This is a genomic window from Sphingomonas sp. Leaf4, assembly GCF_920939515.1.
Classification (GTDB): domain Bacteria; phylum Pseudomonadota; class Alphaproteobacteria; order Sphingomonadales; family Sphingomonadaceae; genus Sphingomonas.
Genome location: NZ_CAKLBB010000008.1, coordinates 162,503 through 182,343, shown reverse-complemented (window position 1 = coordinate 182,343; position 19,841 = coordinate 162,503). Strand labels below are relative to the sequence as shown.

At 68.2% G+C, this 19,841-nt stretch carries 23 protein-coding genes; 11 read left to right on the top strand and 12 right to left on the bottom strand.

The genetic code is table 11. The features are described from left to right. The first annotated feature begins 21 nt into the window (after positions 1-21). The gene (locus tag LRA89_RS13920) at positions 22-741 is read left to right on the top strand and encodes a TIGR02186 family protein (RefSeq protein WP_443024981.1); all 720 of its coding nucleotides are present in this window, start codon (positions 22-24) and stop codon (positions 739-741) included. A 6-nt stretch (positions 742-747) separates the two neighbouring features. On the opposite strand, the gene LRA89_RS13915 is transcribed toward LRA89_RS13920, so the two are convergent. The 11 genes from LRA89_RS13915 to LRA89_RS13865 form a co-directional block, all read right to left on the bottom strand. After that, positions 748-1,245: an MmcB family DNA repair protein gene (locus LRA89_RS13915; RefSeq protein WP_230771079.1), complete on the bottom strand. Its 498-nt coding sequence runs from the start codon at positions 1,243-1,245 to the stop codon at positions 748-750. 45 nt (positions 1,246-1,290) lie between these two features. Beyond that, positions 1,291-1,821 carry a cell wall hydrolase gene (locus tag LRA89_RS13910; protein WP_230771077.1) on the bottom strand — a complete coding sequence of 177 codons (531 nt, stop codon included), beginning with the start codon at positions 1,819-1,821 and terminating at the stop codon, positions 1,291-1,293. Positions 1,822-2,122: 301 nt separating this feature from the next. Continuing rightward, positions 2,123-2,458: a DUF1491 family protein gene (locus LRA89_RS13905; protein ID WP_055762103.1), complete on the bottom strand. Its 336-nt coding sequence runs from the start codon at positions 2,456-2,458 to the stop codon at positions 2,123-2,125. Then, positions 2,455-2,946: a PaaI family thioesterase gene (locus LRA89_RS13900; protein ID WP_055762100.1), complete on the bottom strand. Its 492-nt coding sequence runs from the start codon at positions 2,944-2,946 to the stop codon at positions 2,455-2,457. The genes LRA89_RS13905 and LRA89_RS13900 overlap by 4 nt, the downstream gene beginning before the upstream one ends. Continuing rightward, positions 2,906-3,373 carry a PTS sugar transporter subunit IIA gene (locus LRA89_RS13895; protein ID WP_055762462.1) on the bottom strand — a complete coding sequence of 156 codons (468 nt, stop codon included), beginning with the start codon at positions 3,371-3,373 and terminating at the stop codon, positions 2,906-2,908. The genes LRA89_RS13900 and LRA89_RS13895 overlap by 41 nt, the downstream gene beginning before the upstream one ends. Then, the gene (hpf, locus tag LRA89_RS13890) at positions 3,374-3,991 is read right to left on the bottom strand and encodes a ribosome hibernation-promoting factor, HPF/YfiA family (RefSeq protein WP_055762460.1); all 618 of its coding nucleotides are present in this window, start codon (positions 3,989-3,991) and stop codon (positions 3,374-3,376) included. 57 nt (positions 3,992-4,048) lie between these two features. Then, complete coding sequence (gene dnaQ, locus LRA89_RS13885) at positions 4,049-4,744, bottom strand: DNA polymerase III subunit epsilon (RefSeq protein ID WP_230771235.1); 696 nt, start codon at positions 4,742-4,744, stop codon at positions 4,049-4,051. A 7-nt stretch (positions 4,745-4,751) separates the two neighbouring features. Next, entirely contained in the window at positions 4,752-5,360 is a 609-nt protein-coding gene (coaE, locus tag LRA89_RS13880) for a dephospho-CoA kinase (protein ID WP_268934924.1), read from the bottom strand. Next, the gene (locus LRA89_RS13875) at positions 5,357-6,166 is read right to left on the bottom strand and encodes a shikimate dehydrogenase family protein (RefSeq protein WP_230771075.1); all 810 of its coding nucleotides are present in this window, start codon (positions 6,164-6,166) and stop codon (positions 5,357-5,359) included. The genes coaE and LRA89_RS13875 overlap by 4 nt, the downstream gene beginning before the upstream one ends. Beyond that, complete coding sequence (locus tag LRA89_RS13870) at positions 6,163-6,756, bottom strand: Maf family protein (RefSeq protein WP_268934923.1); 594 nt, start codon at positions 6,754-6,756, stop codon at positions 6,163-6,165. The genes LRA89_RS13875 and LRA89_RS13870 overlap by 4 nt, the downstream gene beginning before the upstream one ends. Continuing rightward, positions 6,753-7,571 (bottom strand): pyruvate, water dikinase regulatory protein, encoded by an 819-nt coding sequence (locus tag LRA89_RS13865; protein WP_055762093.1) that lies wholly within the window; start codon positions 7,569-7,571, stop codon positions 6,753-6,755. The genes LRA89_RS13870 and LRA89_RS13865 overlap by 4 nt, the downstream gene beginning before the upstream one ends. A 300-nt stretch (positions 7,572-7,871) precedes the next feature. Here LRA89_RS13865 and hemE point away from each other — a divergent pair, with 300 nt between their 5' ends. From hemE to LRA89_RS13815, 10 genes are all read left to right on the top strand, one after another. Continuing rightward, the gene (gene hemE / locus LRA89_RS13860; RefSeq protein ID WP_230771073.1) at positions 7,872-8,909 is read left to right on the top strand and encodes a uroporphyrinogen decarboxylase; all 1,038 of its coding nucleotides are present in this window, start codon (positions 7,872-7,874) and stop codon (positions 8,907-8,909) included. Then, complete coding sequence (locus LRA89_RS13855) at positions 8,906-9,361, top strand: CopD family protein (RefSeq protein ID WP_230771071.1); 456 nt, start codon at positions 8,906-8,908, stop codon at positions 9,359-9,361. The genes hemE and LRA89_RS13855 overlap by 4 nt, the downstream gene beginning before the upstream one ends. A 167-nt stretch (positions 9,362-9,528) precedes the next feature. Beyond that, positions 9,529-10,785 carry a transcription termination factor Rho gene (gene rho, locus LRA89_RS13850; RefSeq protein WP_055762081.1) on the top strand — a complete coding sequence of 419 codons (1,257 nt, stop codon included), beginning with the start codon at positions 9,529-9,531 and terminating at the stop codon, positions 10,783-10,785. 204 nt (positions 10,786-10,989) lie between these two features. Then, the gene (locus LRA89_RS13845) at positions 10,990-11,220 is read left to right on the top strand and encodes a DUF6489 family protein (protein WP_055762078.1); all 231 of its coding nucleotides are present in this window, start codon (positions 10,990-10,992) and stop codon (positions 11,218-11,220) included. 1 nt (position 11,221) lies between these two features. Next, on the top strand, positions 11,222-12,511 hold the full coding sequence (gene mnmE / locus LRA89_RS13840; protein ID WP_230771069.1) for a tRNA uridine-5-carboxymethylaminomethyl(34) synthesis GTPase MnmE: 1,290 nt from the start codon (positions 11,222-11,224) through the stop codon (positions 12,509-12,511). A gap of 26 nt (positions 12,512-12,537) precedes the next feature. Further along, complete coding sequence (gene mnmG, locus LRA89_RS13835; RefSeq protein ID WP_230771067.1) at positions 12,538-14,364, top strand: tRNA uridine-5-carboxymethylaminomethyl(34) synthesis enzyme MnmG; 1,827 nt, start codon at positions 12,538-12,540, stop codon at positions 14,362-14,364. Next, complete coding sequence (gene rsmG, locus LRA89_RS13830) at positions 14,361-14,981, top strand: 16S rRNA (guanine(527)-N(7))-methyltransferase RsmG (RefSeq protein WP_230771065.1); 621 nt, start codon at positions 14,361-14,363, stop codon at positions 14,979-14,981. Before mnmG ends, rsmG begins: the two co-directional genes overlap by 4 nt. After that, positions 14,978-15,757: a ParA family protein gene (locus LRA89_RS13825; protein ID WP_055762066.1), complete on the top strand. Its 780-nt coding sequence runs from the start codon at positions 14,978-14,980 to the stop codon at positions 15,755-15,757. Before rsmG ends, LRA89_RS13825 begins: the two co-directional genes overlap by 4 nt. Further along, positions 15,754-16,677: a ParB/RepB/Spo0J family partition protein gene (locus tag LRA89_RS13820; protein WP_055762064.1), complete on the top strand. Its 924-nt coding sequence runs from the start codon at positions 15,754-15,756 to the stop codon at positions 16,675-16,677. Before LRA89_RS13825 ends, LRA89_RS13820 begins: the two co-directional genes overlap by 4 nt. Before the next feature lie 38 nt (positions 16,678-16,715). Then, the gene (locus LRA89_RS13815; protein WP_230771063.1) at positions 16,716-18,338 is read left to right on the top strand and encodes an ATP-binding protein; all 1,623 of its coding nucleotides are present in this window, start codon (positions 16,716-16,718) and stop codon (positions 18,336-18,338) included. A gap of 30 nt (positions 18,339-18,368) precedes the next feature. Here the strand turns inward: LRA89_RS13815 and LRA89_RS13810 are convergent, their stop codons facing one another. Further along, positions 18,369-19,817, bottom strand: coding sequence for a M23 family metallopeptidase (locus LRA89_RS13810; RefSeq protein WP_230771061.1), 1,449 nt, complete (start codon positions 19,815-19,817; stop codon positions 18,369-18,371). Positions 19,818-19,841 lie beyond the last annotated feature (24 nt).

Genomic DNA, 19,841 nt, shown 5'->3' with positions numbered 1-19,841 from the left:
GCGCTGCTCGCCCCGCTGCTGATGGGGGCGGCCGCCCCGGTGCTGGTGCCCGACGTGTCGAGCCGCGACGTGCGCATCGCCTACAGCTTCACCGGGGCCGACCTGCTGCTATTCGGCGCGATCCTCTATCCCGGCGGGCGCGTGCCGCAGGGCGACCGGCCGGCCGAGATCGTGGTGGTGGTGAAGGGCCCGCCCGAGTCGATCATGGTGCGCGAGAAGGAGAAGGTCGCGGGCATCTGGGTCAATGCCGACCGGATGCGCTACCGCTCGGCGCCGTCTTTCTATGCCATCGCCTCGTCGCGGCCGCTCGCCGCCATCGTCGACGACCGGACCCGCGCGATCTACGAACTGGGGCTGGGCAGCCTGCAACTCTCGCCCGCTGCCGGCACGTCGGCGAAGGATCAGGCGCGGTTCGCCGCCGGCTTCGTCGATCTGCGCCGCCGCGCCGGGCTGTACCGCGAGGAACCGGACGCGGTCGAGATCACCGACGACGTGCTGTACCGCGCGACGATCACCATTCCGGCGCGGGTGCCGGTGGGGCGATTCACCGCCGAAACCTTCCTGATCCGCGACGGGCGGGTGCTGGCGGCGGCGGTGCGCGAGATCGACATTCGCAAATCGGGGTTCGAACGCTTCGTCGCGACCGCCGCCGATCAGGCGTCGGTGCTTTACGGGCTGGTCGCCGTCATCCTGTCGGTCGGCTTCGGCTGGGCGGCGGGCACGCTTTGGCGGCGGTTCTAGACGCGCCTACCAGCCCCGGACCGCATCCGGGTCGATCGCGCCGATCAGCCGCCGTGCCGCCCGTCTGGCGAATGCCAGCGTACAGCGTTTGCGGACATGCGCGGGCAGCGGCGTCGTCGCCGCTTCGCGCAGGATCGTCGCTTCGTAGCGATCGGCGATGATGATTCCGGTCCGTTCGGGCAGGAACGCTTCCTGTCCCATTGGCGTCGTGTCGAACCCGGCCGGCACTGCCCAGAAATAGCGGTCGCAATGGCCCAGATAGTCGGTCCATTTGCCGTCACCGAGCAGGTCGGCGCGCGATACCTTGATCTCGACGATCACGATTCCGCCGCGCGCGTCGATCGCCATCAGGTCGGCGCGCCGTCCGCCGTCGAGCGGCACTTCGGCCATCGCGGTCAGGTCATGCGCGAGCAGCATCCGCGTGACGCCGCGCGCGACTTCGGCAGCAATCAGCGGATGGGTGTCGAGCGCGGGTTCGGAATGCGACGGGGCGAGGCTCACCATCGCGTCAGTATAGGAACATTATATGAACGGGGAAAGACCCCCGGTTTAGCGATAGAAGATGTGGTTGCCGACCGATGCGACCCGCGCCTTGCCCCAGTTGGGGCTGACGTGGCGCGCATGGAAATACAGCGCGTTCTTGGCGGGGCTCTGCCACAGGTCCTTGGTGGCGACGCGGGCGACGGCGACGGCGGTCTTCCATGCGCGGCGGCTGGTGTCGATGTCGGGCAGCCGGCCACCCTTGACGAACGAGAACTGCCCCGGCTGCTTGACGACCGAACAGACCGAACTGGGGAAACGGCCCGAGGTGGTGCGGTTGAGGATGACGTCGGCGACGGCGAGTTGTCCGGCGAGTGGTTCACCCTTGGACTCGAAATAGATGCTGACGGCGAGGCAGTTGAGCTCTTCGTCGTCGATCGCGGCGCTCTGTGCGGCGACGGCGGCATCGAGCGTGGAGAAATCGGTGGTCGAATCGGTGACGCTGTCATCCGCGGCGGTCAACTCGGCCGGCGCTACAGAGAGGGTCTGCACGACTTCGGCAGGGGGGGCGAACCGCACCGGGGCGTTCGCGGGAACCATCGGCGTGGCCCGAAGGTTAGTGACTATAGTCGGTGATGCGGTTTCTTCCGCAAGGACCGGAGAAGTCATGCCAGCGGCTAAGCTGGCGAAAAAGGTCACGGCGGCGATCGTCGCCGTGGGGAAGCGCAGCTTCATTAGTCGTCAATGATATGCGGTTGGTGCGCGGCAGACATGCCCTTCGCGAACGAAAGACCGACGACCGGACGTGCCCCCCGACTGCGTAACCGATCGGTATCGCACCCCGACCGACACAACGCTTGTGCCTGTTGGAGCGCGGCTTAGGTTTCGTTACGATCCTGTGTCAATCAGCCCACAGGGTTTCAGCGCCCAACCGTTCGCCGCCTGCGACGATCGCCTCGACCACCCACAGGTCGGGATCGGCCCGTCGCCGATCGCGCCAATAGTCGCCGAGCAGCGCTTCGGACACGACATCGGCCTTGCGCCGGACGATACGCGAGACGCCGTCCAGATCGCGTTCGCGCTCGAACACTCTGGCGCTGCCGTCGGAATCGATGGTCAGCAGCAGCACGATCCCCGATTCGCGGTCGCCGCGCGCCAGCACCATCGCCTGTCCGCCCGCCGCCTCGACCACGCGGCAGAAGGCGTTGACGCGCAGCGTCGTCGGCCAGTCGCTCATGCCGGCGCGTAGCCGGGAAGCGAGGCGAGCGCGATCCGGCTTTTCATGAAGGTGCCGGTGCCGCGCGCCGCTTCCTCGCCACCGGCATCGGTCAGATGCGCGTCGGCGATGAACACGCGCCGCTTGCCGCTGACCCAGCGCCCCTCCGCCACCACCGGTCCGGGTCCCAGCGGACGGGTGAGCAGCAGGTTGAACGCGGTGGTGAGCAGAAACCGGTCGGTGACGAGGCTGTTGGCGGCATAGAAGGCGGCATCGTCGAGCATCTTGAAATAGGTCGTGCCATGCGCCGCGCCGGCTGCGTGGAAATGGCGTTCGTCGATGCGGAAATGGATGCGGGCGATGCCGGCGGCGACGATCTCCAGCCGCGAATCGAACAGCCGGTTGACCGGGGCCGCCGCATACAGCGCCTCCAGTGCCCGGAAATGCGCCGTTTCGCCGGCGGGGGTGTCAGGCGGCGTCACGCGCCTCGACGCCCGACAGCAGCGCATAGAGCGCGTCGCTCGACCCCGCGCCGCGCAGTTTCGCGCGGAACGCCGCATCGCGCAGCGAGCGCGACACACGGGCCAGTGCTTTGAGATGCTCGCTGCCGGCATGCACCGGCGAGAAGAGCGCGAAGACCAGATCGACCGGCAGATCGTCGACCGCCCCGAAATCGAGCGGCCGCGCCAGCCGCAGGAATACCGCGACGACCCGGTCGAGGGTTTCCACCCGGATATGCGGAATGGCGATGCCGCCGCCGAACGCGGTCGACCCCAACCGCTCGCGATCAGCGAGCAGGTCGGCGACGACGCGCGCGTCGAGGGCGCACAACGGCCCGGCAACGGTGCCGAGGTGCGCGAACAACCCCTTGCGGGTACTGGCGGAAACGTCCGCCAGCACCGACTTCGGGCCTATCAGATCGTGGAAATCGTACACTCAGGCTGCTTGGGGGGTCTGTGCCGCACGATTGGGTTCGACCCAGCCGATGGTGCCGTCATGCCGGCGATAGACCATGTTGAACGCCCCCGTCCCGCTATTGAGGAACAACAGCGCGTTGGTGTTGCGCAGGTCGAGCATCATCACCGCGTCGGACACGCTGGCGTCGGGCACGTCGACCCGCGTCTCGGCGATGATGAGCGGGGCGTCGGCCACCTCTTCCTCATGATCGTCGCCGCCGCCGAACACGGTATAGCCGGCATTGTCGAAGCCATTGTCGTATCCGCCCGCCTCGGCCATCGCCACGACCTGCGCGGCGTTGCGATCCTTCAACCGGCGGGTGTAGCGGCGGAGCTGCTTTTCGATCTTGTCGGCGGCGCCGGCGAACGCACCCTGCGCGTCCTGCCCGTCGTTATGCCCCTTGAGCACAAGACCCTGGGTCACATGACAGACGATGTCGCAGATGAATCCGTTGTCGTGCGGACCCTTGCCGAACGTCGCCGTCGCCGAGATCGCCCGCTGGAAATATTTATCGGCGATGCCCTGCAACCGGTCCTGGACCATCGCCTTCAGCGCGTCCCCGGTGTCGACCTGGTGCCCCGAAACCCGGATGTCCATGTAATCCTCCGTCATTGTGGAACTCTAAACCCGCTGGAAGCGGGGGGCATCAACGCCTTAAGGGGCGGACTGGCCCCATAACGGCTCCTTGAGCGTGGCGATAAAAGCGGCATGCGCGACCAGTTCGGCCTCGCTCGGTGCGAAATCGCGCGGCGGCCGCACCGGCGCGGCGGCGGGCACGGGTGCCCCGGCCGTCTCCGCCATGGTCGTCGCCGGCGCGGCATCCAGCCCGAAGCCGATCTGCCGCCCGCCCATCAGCTCGACATAGACCTGCGAGAGCAGTTGCGCGTCGAGCAGCGCGCCGTGCAGCACGCGGCGGCTGCGATCGATGCCGAACCGGCTGCACAGCGCGTCGAGCGTGTGCTTGGCGCCGGGATGGCGGCTGCGGGCGATGGCGAGCGTATCGACCATCCGCTGCATCGCGACCGGCTGGCGACCGGCCGCCTTCAGCTCGCCGTTCAGGAAGCCCATGTCGAAATTGGCGTTGTGCGCGATCAGCGGCGCGTCGCCCAGAAACGCCAGCAGATCGTCGATCGCGGTATGGAACGCCGGCTTGTCGGCGAGGAACGCATCGGACAGGCCGTGGACCGCCTGCGCCTCGGCGGGCATCGATCGGCCCGGATTGAAATAGGCGTGATAGACCGCGCCCGTCTCCACCCGGTTGACCAGTTCGACGCAACCGATCTCGACCAGCCGGTCGCCTTCCGAAAATTTGAACCCCGTGGTTTCGGTATCGAACACGATCTCGCGCATCCGCACCTTATCCGCCTTCCCCCGCCCCCATGCAAGCGACGAGCGCGGCGACCTGCGCCCGGGTTGCGTCCAGCGTCGTGCCGGTATCGATCATATGGGTCGCACGCGCCCGTTTTTCGGCATCGGCCATCTGGCTGGCGCGAATCGCGGCGAAGGTCGCCTGCGTCATGCCCGGCCGGGCGAGGACGCGGGCGCGCTGAACCGACTCGTCGGCCGACACCACCGCCACCGCGTCGCAATATCGCTCGCCCCCCGTCTCGAACAGCAGCGGCACGTCGAGCACGACCAGTGGTGCGGCGGCGTGATCGCGCAGGAACGCTTGCCGCGCTTCGGCGACCGCCGGGTGGACGATCGATTCGAGCTGTCGCCGCTGGTCGGCGTCGCCGAAGATCGCAGCGCGGAGTGCCGGGCGATCGACTCCGGCGGGTCCGGTCGTTCCCGCAAACGCCGCCTCGATCGCCGGGAGCAGCGCGCCGCCCGGTCCCTGCAGCGCATGCACCGTCGCATCGGCGTCGAACACCGGTACGCCGAGGTCGCGAAACATCGTGGCGACGGTGGACTTGCCCATGCCGATCGATCCGGTCAGGCCGAGGACGAACGGACGCCGTCCGCTCACTTCAACAGCGCTGCCCGCAATTCATCGTCGCGGTCGCGCGGTGGCGCGACCCCGAAGAACAGCTCGAACGCCAGCGCCGCCTGTCCGACCAGCATCTCGAGGCCGTCGACGGTATCGAGCCCGCGATCGTGTGCCTGCGCCAGCAGCGGCGTTTCGATCGGCGCATAGACCGCGTCATACACGACGGCATCGTCGGGCAGGGGGGTCAGGTCGATCGTCAACGGCGGCTGGCCGGTCATGCCGAGCGTGCTGGCGTTGACCAGCAGTTTCGCCGCCGGCAGCGGCGCGGTCAGCGGCAGCGCGTCGCCCTTCAACCCAAAGCTCGCGAGCAGCCCGGCGGCCTTCAGCACGTTGCGATTGAGGATCGTCACCCGCCCGACGCCGAGCTTCGACAGCGCGAACAGGATCGCGCGCGCAGCACCACCGGCACCGATCACCACCACCGGCTTGGCGCCAAGGTCCAGCCCGGCGATCGGCGCGTGGAAGCCCGCCGCATCGGTATTGGTGCCGATCCAGTCGCCGCCGTCGCCGCGGAACACGGTGTTGATCGCGCCGATCGATCCGCGCACGTCGCCCGGATCGGCGACATGGTCGAGCGCGGCGAGCTTGTGCGGCACGGTGACGTTGCAGCCGCGCCATGCCGGATCGGCGCGGCGCTCGGCGAAATACTCGCCGAGCTTCTCGGGCGGGACGTGGGTCGCGCGATAACCGGCGTCGATGCCCAGTTGTTTCAGCCAGAAGCCATGGATCAACGGCGATTTGGACTGGGCGATCGGATCGCCGATCACCTCGGCATAGGGTGTCATGACGGCAGCATTCCCCGTTGGCGCAAGAAGCGCATCAGTTCGAGCAGCGGCAGGCCGAGGATCGTCCAGTGATCGCCATCGATCCGGTCGAACAACTGCACGCCTGCACCCTCGATACGGAAACACCCGACGCAGCCGGCGATCGCCGGCCATTCGGCGTCGAGATAGGTCTCGATGAAGGCATCGCTCATCGGCCGCACGGTCAGCTTCGCATGGCCAACATGCCGCCACACCGGCCGGCCGCCCTCGACGATGACGGCGGCACTGAACAGGTCGTGCCGCCCGCCGGCCAGCTTGCGCAAATGCTGCGCAGCATCGGCGCGGTCGAGCGGCTTGTCGAGCACCGTCCCGTCGGCCAGCGCCACGACCGAATCCGATCCCAGCACGATCGTGCCGGGCACCCGCGTGGCGCAGCGCAGCGCCTTCATCTCCGCCAGCGCATCGGCGAGGTCGCGGGGTTTGAGTGCCTCGGCGGCGAGCGCGGCCTTGGCCGCATCCTCGTCCAGTCCGCTGGGGATCGCATCGTGCGGAATGCCGGCCGCGTCCAGCATCGAGCGGCGGGCGGCGCTTTGCGAGGCGAGGACGATCAAGCGGGTTTCTCCATCCGGCGGTCGTTGCACAGGGTGATGATCGCCGCCGCCGTCTCCTCGATCGAGCGGCGGGTGACGTCGATCACCGGCCAGCCGTTATCGGCGAACATCCGCCGTGCAAAGGACAGTTCGCGCGTCACCGCATCCTGTTCGACATAATCGGTGTCGGGCATCTGGTTGAGCGACAGCAGCCGGTTGCGCCGGATCGCGATCAGCCGGTCGGCGCTGGTCGTCAGCCCGACCACCAGCGGGTTCTTCAGCCCGAACAGGATGCGTGGCGGCGGGCTTTCGACCACGACCGGGATATTGGCGGTCTTGTAGCCGCGATTGGCGAGATAGATCGAGGTCGGCGTCTTGGACGATCGCGACACGCCGGCCAGCACGATGTCGGCCTCTTCCCAATCCTCCGACGCGATGCCGTCATCATGGGCGATGGTCCACTGGATCGCATCGACGCGGGCGAAATAGGCGGCGTCGAGGCTGTGCTGCCGCCCCGGCCGCGCCTTCGCTTCCTGTCCCAGCAGGCTGGAGAGCGCGGTGCTGACCGCATCCATCGGCGCGACGATCGGCAGGCCCAGTGCGGCGCAGCGCGCCTCTAGCATCCGGCGGATGGCGGGATTGACCAGGGTGTAGAGCACCAGTCCCGGATTGACCGCGATCTCCGCGAGGATCCGCTCCAGATGCGTCTCGGAGCGCACCATCGGCCAGAAATGGCGCATCGTCTCGACATCGTCGAACTGGGCGAGCGCGGCCTTGGCGATGTTCTCCAGCGTCTCACCGGTGGAATCGGACAGGAGATGGAGGTGCAGGCGCATGGGGACCCCGTGTGGACAAGCCTGTGGATAACGCGGGGGAAACCGCTAGCGTAACCCGGGTCTCTCGGGAAGCTGTGGATAAGTCGGAAGTTATCCACAGGCGATCCACAAACCCGACACAGGCCCAAAAGTTATCCACAGGCTGTGGATAATGTGAATCATGAAACCGGAATCGCGGGCTTTGCGCGATTCAGCGATGAGTCAATCTGTTGGCATTGTGGGCAATCCACCATAAGCCCCGTTGTCCACCGCCCAACCACTTCAACCACCTTTCTAGATTCCTATCTCTGTAGTGGAGACATGACGCTGTCCGTTCCGATTTCCCCCAAACCGCTCCTTTCGACCCTGCTCGGCCAGCGACAGGAGCGTCCCCCGCTGTGGCTCATGCGCCAGGCCGGGCGGTATCTTCCCGAATATCGCGCGCTCCGGGCCGAGAAGGGCGGTTTCCTCCAGCTCGTCCACGACAGCGCCGCCGCCGCAGAGGTGACGGTGCAGCCGTTGCGCCGGTTCGGCTTCGACGGCGCGATCCTGTTCAGCGACATCCTCGTCATCCCGCACGCGCTGGGACAGGATCTGTGGTTCGAGGCGGGCGAGGGGCCACGGCTCGCCCCGCCGCTGGTCGATGCGGCGGTGGATGCGCTGACCCGCGCACCCGAACGGCTCGACCCGGTGTACGAAACGGTGCGGCAGGTGGCGGCGATGCTGCCGCCGGGCGTCACCTTCCTCGGCTTCGCCGGATCGCCGTGGACTGTCGCCACCTATATGGTCGCGGGACAGGGATCGAAGGAACAGGCGGCCACCCGCCGTTTCGCCCATGCTGACCCGGCGGCGTTCGGCGCGCTGATCGCCGCGATCGAGGCGGCGACCTTCACCTATCTGCTCGGCCAGATCGATGCCGGGGTCGAGGCGGTGCAGTTGTTCGATAGCTGGGCGGGGAGCCTCTCGCCGCAGCAGTTCGAGGCGTGGGTGATCGCCCCCACCGCGCGGCTTGCCGCGAAGCTGCACGCGGCGCGCCCCGGCGTGCCGGTGATCGGCTTTCCCAAGGGCGCGGGCGGCAAGCTCGCCGCCTATGCCCGCGAGACGGGGGTCGATGCGATCGGCCTCGACGAGACGGTCGATCCGGTCTGGGCGAACGGCGTGCTGCCGGTTGGCCTGCCGGTGCAGGGCAATCTCGACCCGTTGCTGTTGATCGCCGGGGGCGAGGCGCTCGATGCCGGAGTCGACCGGGTGCTCGCCGCTTTCCCAGACCGGCCGCATGTCTTCAACCTCGGCCACGGTATCCAGCAGGATACGCCGATCGCGCATGTCGAACGCCTCGTGGGCCGGGTGCGCGGATGAGTGGGTTCCTCGGCGGCGCCTATCTCTGGGTGAAGGCGGCGCATGTCGTGTTCGTCATCTTCTGGATGGCGGGGCTGTTCATGCTGCCGCGCTATCTGGTGCATCATCAGGAGGGCTTGGCCGACCCGGCCGAGCCGCCGCGCTGGATCAAGCGCGAGGCGCTGTTGCGGCGGATGATCCTGACGCCGGCGATGGTCATCGTCTGGACGCTGGGACTGGTGCTTGCCGCCAATGTCGGGCTGTTCGACGGCGGGGCGGGACTGGGCTGGCTCCATGCCAAGCTGCTCGTCGTGGTGCTGCTCACCGGCTATCATGGCTGGGCGGTCGGCTATGCGAGGAAGCTGGCGGCGGGGCGGCCGACGCTGACCCCGCGCCAGTTGCGCCTCGCTAACGAACTGCCCGCGCTGGCGGCGATCGCGGCGGTGGTGCTGGCGGTGGTGAAGCCGTTCTGAAGGGCGGCGGGAATCGACGCCGGACCGTGAGGCTTACTTGACTTGATTCGCCGCCGGACCTACTTCCCGTCCAACGGTGCCCGGTCCTCGGTGCGCCCGTCCCAGCCGCTCGTGTCCGCCTCGCTGCCGACCTTGCCCTTCTACCGCTGATCTGGACCTCGCTTCCGATGCACCTCAAAGACCTCAAGAAACATGCCCCCGCCGACCTCGTCTCGATGGCCGAGGAACTGGGGGTCGAAGGCGCGTCGACGATGCGCAAACAGGATCTGATGTTCGCGATCCTGAAGGCGCGCGCCGAAAACGGCGAGCAGATCATGGGCGTCGGCACGATCGAGGTGCTCCAGGACGGCTTCGGCTTCCTGCGCAGCCCCGAGGCGAATTATCTCGCCGGCCCCGACGACATCTACATCTCGCCCAACCAGGTCCGCAAACATGGGCTGCGCACCGGCGACACGGTCGAGGGTGAGGTCCGCGCGCCCAAGGACGGCGAACGCTATTTCGCGCTGACCAAGCTGGTGTCGGTCAATTTCGACGATCCCGATGCGGTGCGCCACCGCGTCAATTTCGACAATCTGACCCCGCTCTATCCCGAATCGAAGCTGACGCTGGATCAGCTCGATCCGACGATCAAGGACAAGTCGGCGCGGGTCATCGACATCGTCAGTCCGCAGGGCAAGGGCCAGCGCACGCTGATCGTCGCGCCGCCGCGCGTCGGCAAGACCGTCATGTTGCAGAACATGGCGAAGGCGATCACCGACAATCATCCCGAGGTGTTCCTGATTGTCCTGCTGATCGACGAGCGGCCGGAAGAAGTCACCGACATGCAGCGCAGCGTGAAGGGCGAGGTCGTCTCCTCGACCTTCGACGAACCGGCGCAGCGCCACGTCCAGGTGGCGGAAATGGTGATTGAAAAGGCCAAGCGCCTCGTCGAGCACAAGCGTGACGTCGTGATCCTGCTCGATTCGATCACCCGCCTCGGCCGCGCCTACAACACCGTCGTGCCATCGTCGGGCAAGGTGCTGACCGGCGGCGTCGATGCCAATGCGTTGCAGCGGCCCAAGCGCTTCTTCGGCGCGGCGCGCAACATTGAGGAGGGCGGCTCGCTGTCGATCATCGCGACGGCACTGATCGATACCGGCAGCCGCATGGACGAAGTGATCTTCGAAGAGTTCAAGGGCACCGGCAACTCGGAAATCGTCCTCGACCGCAAGGTGGCGGACAAGCGCGTCTTCCCGGCACTCGACGTCGGCAAGTCGGGCACGCGCAAGGAAGAGCTGCTGGTCGACAAGACCAAGCTCTCCAAGATGTGGGTGCTGCGCCGTATCCTGATGCAGATGGGCACCGTCGACGCGATGGAGTTCCTGCTCGACAAGATGAAGAATTCGAAGACCAACGAGGATTTCTTCGACAGCATGAACCAGTGATCGAATGCGCCCTGCGGCGTGCCGCCGCAGGAGTCGCATCGATCTGGCCGGCGGGCAAAAAGCCCGACCGACGACATGGGCTTCGCCCATGTCCGCCAGAACGCCAAGAACGCCCGTACTTCCCGCACCGGAAGCGCGGGCGTTCTCGCATTTCAACCCATTCGCCCCTATTCCTATCTCAGCACATCAAACCCGGGGGACCCCATGAAGATCAACCTCACCGTCGACTGCACGCCCGAGGAAGCGCGGCGTGCGATGGGGCTGCCCGATTTCACGCCAGTGCATGACCGTTACATCGGCATGCTGACCGACACGATGGAGAAGGGCGCCAGCCCCGAGATGCTCGACCAGATGATGCGGAGCTGGGCACCGATGGGCGAGGCGGGCATCAATTTCTGGCGCAAGATGTTCGAGAGCGCCGCGCGCGGCGGGTGACATGACGACCACGATCTTCGCGGTATCGAGCGGCCGCCCGCCCGCCGCGATCGCGGTGCTGCGACTATCGGGGGGGAGCGCGATCGCCGCCGCCGGCGTCTTGGCGGGCAAGCTCCCACCGCCGCGCCGCGCCGGGGTGCGTGACCTGCGCGATCCCGGCGATGGCCGGCTGCTCGACCGGGCGCTGGTGCTGGTGTTTCCCGGTCCGGCGACCGCGACCGGCGAGGATCTGGTCGAACTGCACCTGCACGGCGGACGCGCGGTGGTCGACGCGGTCGAGCGGGTACTCGCCGCGCAACCGGGATTGCGCGCGGCGCTCCCCGGCGAGTTCACCCGCCGCGCGCTGGCGCATGGTCGGATCGACCTGACCGAAGCCGAGGGGCTTGCCGATCTGCTGTCGGCCGAAACCGAAGCGCAGCGGCGGATCGCGATCGACACCAGCGGCGGGCGGCTGCGGCGGCAGGTCGCCGACTGGACCGCGACCGCGACGCGACTGTCGGCGACGGTCGAGGCGGTGCTCGATCATGGCGACGAGGATGATGTCGATGCCGGCGACGCGGTGATCGACGGTGTTCGCCACGATGCCGCCGACCTTGCCCGCGCGATCGATACCGTCCTCGCCGCGCCGCCGGTCGAACGGTTGCGCGACGGTATCCGCGTCGTGCTGGCCGGGCCGCCCAATGCCGGCAAGTCGACCTTGCTCAACACGCTGATCGGTCGCGAGGCGGCGATCGTATCGCCAATCGCCGGGACGACGCGCGACGTGATCGAAACGCCGGTGACGCGCGGCGGCATCGCGTGGCTGTTCCTCGACACCGCCGGCCTGCGCGAGGCGACCGACGACGCGATCGAGGCGATCGGCATCGACCGTGCCGCCCGGTCGATCGCGGCGGCGGATATTCTCGTCTGGCTTGGCGACGATACGCCGCCCGACCACGCCCATGTCATCGCGCTGTGCCCGCGCGCCGACCTGCCCGGTCGGCCGGGCGGGGCAGGGCGGCTTGCCGTCTCGGCGCATAGCGGCGAGGGGATCGATGCCTTGTGGACCGCACTCGCCGATGCCGCACGCGCGCTGCTTCCCGCGATCGACGACCTTGCGCTCAACCGGCGTCAGGCATCGCATGCCGCGCACGCTGCGGCCGCGTTGCACCGTGCGGCGGCCCAGCGCGACCCGCTGTTGATCGCCGAGGAACTGCGCTATGTTCTTAACGGCTTTGCAGCATTGACAGGACAACAGGCGACCGAGGCAATGCTCGACGCACTGTTCGGGCGCTTCTGTATCGGGAAATGATGTTCCACGTGGAACGACGAGATAGCATGACTTTTGACGTAGTGATCGTCGGTGGCGGCCATGCCGGCACCGAAGCGGCGGCAGCGGCCGCGCGGCGTGGGGCACGAACCGCGCTCATTGATTTCATGCCCGACCGGATCGGGGCGATGTCGTGCAACCCGGCGATCGGCGGTCTGGGCAAGGGCCATATCGTCCGTGAAATCGACGCGCTCGGCGGGCTGATGGCGCAGGCTGCGGATGGGGCGGCGATCCATCATCGCATGCTCAACCGCTCGAAAGGCGCGGCGGTGCAGGGGCCGCGTATCCAGGCCGACCGGGTGCGCTATGCCGCCGCGGTCAAGGCGCTGCTCGCCCATCCCAGCCTCACGATCATCGCCGGGGACAGTGTCGCGCTGACTGTTGCCGGCGACCGCGTGACCGGGGTCGAACTCGCCGACGGTACGGTGATCGCGGCGAGCGCGGTCGTGCTGGCGACCGGCACGTTCCTCGGCGGGACGATGTTTCGCGGCGACGAGCGATCGGTTGGTGGCCGCATTGGCGAACGTGCCGCGACCCGGCTCGGGCAACAGTTGCGCGACCTGTCGCTGCCGATCGCCCGGCTCAAGACGGGCACGCCGCCCCGGCTCGACGGGCGGACAATCGATTGGGCGGCGCTGCCCGAACAGCCGTCCGACGCCGATGTCTGGACGATGTCGCCGCTGAGCGATCCCGCCCGGCGGCTGCCGCAACTCGCCTGTGCCATCGCCCGAACGACGGCGCGGACGCATGACATCATTCGCGCCGGGCTCGATCGCTCGCCGCTGTTCTCCGGGTCGATCGAGGGGCGGGGGCCGCGCTACTGCCCGTCGATCGAGGACAAGGTCCACCGCTTCGGTGATCGCGACGGGCATCAGATATTCCTCGAACCCGAAGGGCTCGACACCCACCTCGTCTATCCCAACGGCGTGTCGACCTCGCTGCCGACCGATGTGCAGGTGGCGATGCTGCGCAGCGTCGCCGGGCTGGAAGCGGTGGTCGTCGAAACGCCGGGCTATGCCGTCGAGTATGACTATATCGATCCGCGCGCGCTCGATGCGACGCTGGGGTTGCGCGCGCTGGCCGGGCTGTATTTCGCCGGGCAGATCAACGGTACGACCGGCTATGAGGAAGCGGGCGGGCAGGGGCTGGTCGCCGGGGCCAATGCCGCCGCGCAGGCGCTGGGCCTCGATCCGCTGATCCTCGATCGCGCGTCGAGCTATATCGGGGTGATGATCGACGACCTCGTCTTGCAGGGCGTGTCCGAACCCTATCGCATGATGACCGCACGCGCCGAATATCGCCTGCGCCTGCGGTCGGACAATGCCACGACCCGGCTGGGCGGATTGGCCGAACAGGTCGGACTGTTGTCGGCCGAGCGACTGGCCTACAACCGTGACCGCGCCGACCGTCGCGCCGCGCTCCAGACCCGGCTCGACCGGCGCTATGGTGCCGCCGCGTTGCAGGCGGCCGGTGCCCCGGTTGGCGGGACCGATCAGCGCAGCGGCACCGACTGGCTGCTGGTCCATGGTGTCACCCCGGCGCATCTCGGGATTGCCGAACAGGACGATGTGCTGGGCGAACTGATCGAGGATGCGCGCTACGCTCCCTATCTCGAACGCCAGTCGGCCGAACTGGTCGCGGCGCGCGAGGATCATGTCGTCCTGCCGCGCGACTTTCCGTTCGGGCGCGTGCCGGGTCTGTCGAACGAGATGATCGAACGCCTGACCACGGCCCAGCCCGAGACGCTCGCCGCCGCCAGCCGGGTGCAGGGCGTGACGCCGGCCGCGCTGGTCGCGATCCTGCTCCACCATCGTGGCCAGAGGATCGCGGCATGAGCGAGGACGACGCCCGCGCGTGGATCGCCGCGCGGTTCGGCGCGGATCGGATGGCGACACTGGCCGCCTTCGCCGGGCGCATCGTTGCCGAAACCGCCGGGCAGAATCTGATCGCCGCCTCGACCATCCCGCAGATCTGGCAACGCCACCTGCTCGACTCCGCACAACTGGTTCCGCTAACGGATGGGGCCGGGGCGGGGGGCTGGATCGACGTCGGATCGGGTGCGGGCTTCCCCGGCATCGTTGCCGCGATCCTTACCGATCGCCGGGTCGTGCTGGTCGAACCGCGCGCCCGCCGCGCGGCGCTGCTCGGCGAGATGGCCCGCGACCTTGGCCTCGCCAACGTCGTCGTCCATCAGGCGCGGATCGAGCGGCTGCCCGCCGACCGGCCGGCGGCGATCATCACCGCGCGGGCGGTTGCGCGATTGTCCGAGTTGTTCGCAATCGGCCTTGGGCATGCGAACCGCGATACGCTATGGGTCTTGCCCAAGGGCCGCGCCGCCGCCGACGAGCTTGCCGAAGCCCGGGCGGACTGGCGCGGAACGTTTCACGTGGAACACAGCATCACCGATCCGACGTCGTCGATCGTGGTCGCCACCGGAGTGCAGAAGGCATGATTTGCATCGCGATCGCCAACCAGAAGGGGGGCGTCGGCAAGACCACCACCGCGATCAACGTCGGCACCGCGCTGGCCGCGACCGGCCTCGAAGTGCTGATCCTCGACCTCGATCCGCAGGGCAATGCCTCGACCGGGCTTGGCATTGGCCGCAACGACCGGCAATTCTCGACCTATGATCTGCTGGTGGGCGACATGATGCTCAACGAAGCGGTGATCCCCACCAAGGTGCCGCGCCTGTCGATCGTGCCCGCCACCGTCGACCTGTCGGGCGCCGAGATCGAACTGATCGAGTTCGAGGCGCGGACCCACCGGCTCGACCGGGTGGTGGAGGCAAGCGGCGGGCGCTGGGACGTGATCCTGATCGATTGCCCGCCGTCACTCGGTCTGCTCACCGTCAACGCGATGGTCGCCAGCCATGCGCTGCTGGTGCCGCTGCAATGCGAGTTCTTCGCCCTGGAGGGGTTGAGCCAGTTGCTCAGCACGGTCGAGCGCATCCGCGGCCGCTTCAACCCCGGCCTGTCGATCCTCGGCGTCGTGCTAACCATGTACGACCGGCGCAACCGCCTGACCGATCAGGTCAGCGACGATGTCCGCGCGGTGCTGGGCAAGGTCGTGTTCGACACGGTGATCCCGCGCAACGTCCGCCTGTCCGAAGCGCCGAGCCACGGCATGCCCGCGCTGATTTACGATTATCGCTGCGCCGGATCGGAGGCGTATATCGCGCTCGCCCGTGAAGTCATCGCCCGCCTGCCGGTACTGGCGGAAGCGGCATGAACGATACCCAGACCCCGCGTCGCCCCCGCGCCGGCGGCCTTGGTCGCGGCCTCAGCTCGCTGTTCGGCGACAATGACGGCGACGGCGCGGCGGGCCGCAGCGGGACCACCCCGGCGGCGGGCGTCCGGCAATTGCCGATCACCGCGCTGACGCCGATGGCCGGACAGCCGCGCCGTTTCTTCGACGAAGCTGCCTTGAACGAACTGGCGGAGTCGATCGCCGCGCGCGGGATCATCCAGCCGATCGTCGTCCGCCCGCATGGCAAGGGCTATGAGATCGTCGCGGGCGAACGTCGCTGGCGCGCGGCGCAACGCGCCCGGCTGCACGAGGTGCCGGTCGTCGTCCGCGACCTGAGCGATGCCGAGACGATGGAAATCGCGCTGGTCGAGAATATCCAGCGTCGCGACCTGACCGCGATCGAGGAGGCCGAGGGCTATCGCCGGCTGATCGACGAATTCGGCCATACTCAGGAAGTGCTCGCCAATCTGGTCGCCAAGTCGCGCAGCCACATCGCCAATCTGCTGCGGCTGCTCGAATTGCCGCGATCGATCCAGGACATGCTCGGCGACCAGCGGATCAGCATGGGCCATGCCCGCGCGCTCATCAACGTGCCTGAGGCCGAGGATATTGCCCAGCGCATCGTCGCCAAGGGCCTGTCGGTGCGTGAGGTCGAAAAGCTCGCGCGCGGGGCCAAGGGGAATGACGAACCGGCCAAACCCCGCCCGCCACGCGATCCGCTGGCGGCCGACGACGGCTCGATCGATGCCGATCTGCGCGCGCTCGAACGGCAGTTGGGCGATGTGCTGGGCCTCAAGGTATCGATCGTCCATGGCGACAAGGGCGGCGCGATCACCATCGGCTATTCGACGCTGGGACAGCTCGACCTCGTCTGTCAGCGGCTGACCGGCGAAGGTATCTGATACGCAATTCTTAACCCTGCGTATTGCAATACGCGGGGATGGAGCCGCGTTCCGAACCTGATCCCGCCCGCCACCCGCCGGTCATCGGCGCGGTGCTCGACGTCGCCGGTTCGGCGAGCCAGTTGCTGCTCGATCTGCCGGCGGTCCATGCACTGGCGGGGGAGGGCGATCCGGTCACGGCGGCCGGTGGCCAGATCGGCGCGCAGGTGAAGATGCGCGTCGGCCAGCGCTGGATCATCGCCAGCATCCGCGCGCTGCGGCTTGCCGAACGCGACGATGCACTGGTCGCCAAGGTCGATTTCATGGGCGAAGGCGACGACCTGTCCGGGGAGATCGGCGCATTTCGTCGCGGCGTCACCCGCTTTCCCCTGCCGGGCACCCCGGTCCATCCGGTGACAACCACCGATCTGCGCCGCCTGTATGCCGCCGATCATCAGGGCCATGTCGCGGTCGGCCATGTCCATCCCGCGCGCGACGTGCGGGCGATGCTCAATGTCGATGCGATGCTCGGCAAGCATTTCGCGCTGCTCGGTTCGACCGGGACCGGCAAGTCGACCTCGGCGGCGCTGATCCTTCACCGCATCTGCGACGCCAATCCGCAGGCGCATATCGTGATGGTCGACCCGCACGGCGAATATGCCGCCGCGTTCGGCGAGCGCGGGATGCGGCTCGACGCGAGCAACCTGCAACTGCCCTATTGGCTGCTCGACCTGCGCGAACATGGCGAGATCTTCCTGACCAGCAGCGGCCCCGAACGGCAGGTCGATGCCGATATTCTCGGCCGGTGCCTGCTCGCCGCCCGCGCCAGGCACCGGTTGGCGCAGGACATCGGCCGGCTGACGGTCGACTCGCCGATCCCCTATCTGTTGTCCGACCTGCTCCAGATATTGCAACAGGACATGGGCAAGATGAACCGTGCGGGCGACACTGCGCCCTATCTGCGCATCAAGGGGCGGATCGAGGAGATCCGCGCCGACCCGCGCTATGGCTTCATGTTCTCGGGATTGCTCGTCGCCGATACGATGGCGGCGTTCCTGAAGCGGGTGTTTCGCCTGCCCGCCGACGGGCGACCGGTGTCGATCGTCGACGTGTCGGGCATGCCGTCCGAAGTCACTTCGGTCGTCGTGTCGGTGCTCGCCCGCCTCGTGTTCGACTATGCGCTATGGTCGCGCGACGAGCCGCGTCGCCCGATCCTGCTGGTGTGCGAGGAGGCGCACCGCTACGTCCCCAACGAACGCAACGCCGAGGGATCGCCGGTCGCGCACATCCTCAACCGCATCGCCAAGGAAGGGCGCAAATACGGCGTCTCGCTGGGGCTTATCACCCAGCGCCCGTCCGATCTGGCCGAAGGCGTGCTGTCGCAATGCGGGACGATCCTTGCGATGCGGCTCAACAACGAACGCGATCAGGCGTTCGTCCGCGCGGCGATGCCCGAGGGCGCGCGCGGCTTCCTCGATGCGATTCCGGCGCTGCGCAACCGCGAGTGCATCGCGGTGGGGGAGGGGGTGGCGACGCCGATCCGCATCCTGTTCGACGACCTCGAACCGCATCTGCGCCCGGCCTCGGCCGATCCGTCGTTCACGACGCTGTGGCGCGAGACGGGCGACGAGGATGCGATCGTCGAACGGACCATCCGCCGATGGCGCGCGCAGGGGCGATAGCACGCCACCCCGGCGTTCACGTGAAACGGATCAGAGCGCCATCAACTGCGCCACCGTCCGCCGGAAGCGCGCCAGTTCCTCGCCCGACAGCCGCTGCACCGTCGCGAACGCCACGCCACGCGGATCGATCGGCACGCCGCGCCGCCACAATTCATAATGCAGGTGCGGCCCGGTCGACAGGCCGGTCGACCCGACATAGCCGATCACCTGCCCCTGCGACACGCGCATCCCCGGCCGCACGACGATGCGGCTCATATGGCCATAGCCGGTCGCGAGGTCGCCGCCGTGGAGCAGCTTGACGAAATTGCCATAGCCGCCGTGTCGCCCCGCCGTTGCCACCACGCCATCGGTGGTCGCGCGGATCGGCGAGCCATAGGCGGCGGCGAAATCCATGCCCTTGTGCAGCCGGCGGAAGCCGAGGACCGGATGCACCCGCCAGCCGAAGTTGGACGAGACGCGCGCCGCCACCGGCCACGTCATCGCCCCCTTGCGCTCGCCGACGCCGGCGGGGTCGAGCCATTCGGTCCGCGCGCCGTCCTGCCAGCGGACCAGCTTCACGCTGCGCCGCCCCGACAGCCCGGCGTATAACAACTCGCCCAACTGCACCTCGCCGGTGGCGGCGCGCGCCTGTTCGACGATCAGGTCGAAACGGTCGTCCTGTCCCAACTGCCCCATCGGGACGAGGCCGGAGACCGATTTGATATAGCTTTCGACCGCGCGGACCGGGGCGCCGGCGGCACGCGCCGCGCGGTAGAGGCTGGCGCCGACCCGCCCCTGGATCCGCAACGGCCGATGATCGATCGCGATCGGCCGCGCATCGAGGTGCAGCACGCCGCCCTCGCGCACCACGTCCAGCGCCAGATCGAACCGCGCGCGGAACGCCAGCCGTTCGAGCGGACGCGGCTGCGCCACGCTGTCGCGCCGCCCAAGCGTGATGTCGAGCCGGGTGCCCGGCGACAGCTCGGCCGGGTCGACGCGGCCGGCGACCAGTGCCGCTACCTGCCGTGCCTCGCCCGCACCCACGCCCGATCGTTCGAGCGTGCCGGCAAGGCCGCTGCCGAGCGTCGCGGTCGCCTCAAGTGTCGGCCGTTCGGGCGTATTGGCCAGCGGCCGGACCCGCACGGTCGGCGCGATCCGCATCCCGCTGGTCGCCCCCAATGCGCTCGCCCCGAACGACAATGTCCGGGCCTCGTCGAGCGCGGTGTCGCTCAGCGGGGTGGGAACCGCGATCCAGATCGGCTGATGCAGCGACGGAGCCAGCATCCAGACCGCGCCGCACAGCGCGGTGCAGGTGGCAAGCCCGCGCCACCAGTCGCGCGATCCGATCGCCGCGCCGAGATCGGGGGTCCAGTCGGTGCGTTCGGCCGCCGCGCGCCAATCGGCGACGACGCGCGGCGCGGCCATGATCGGCGCACGGCCGAAGCGCAGCGCGCTGGTGCCGCCGGCCAGTTCCAGTCCGTCTTCGTTGCGCAGGAACACGCCGGCCCAATCCCATGCTGTGGC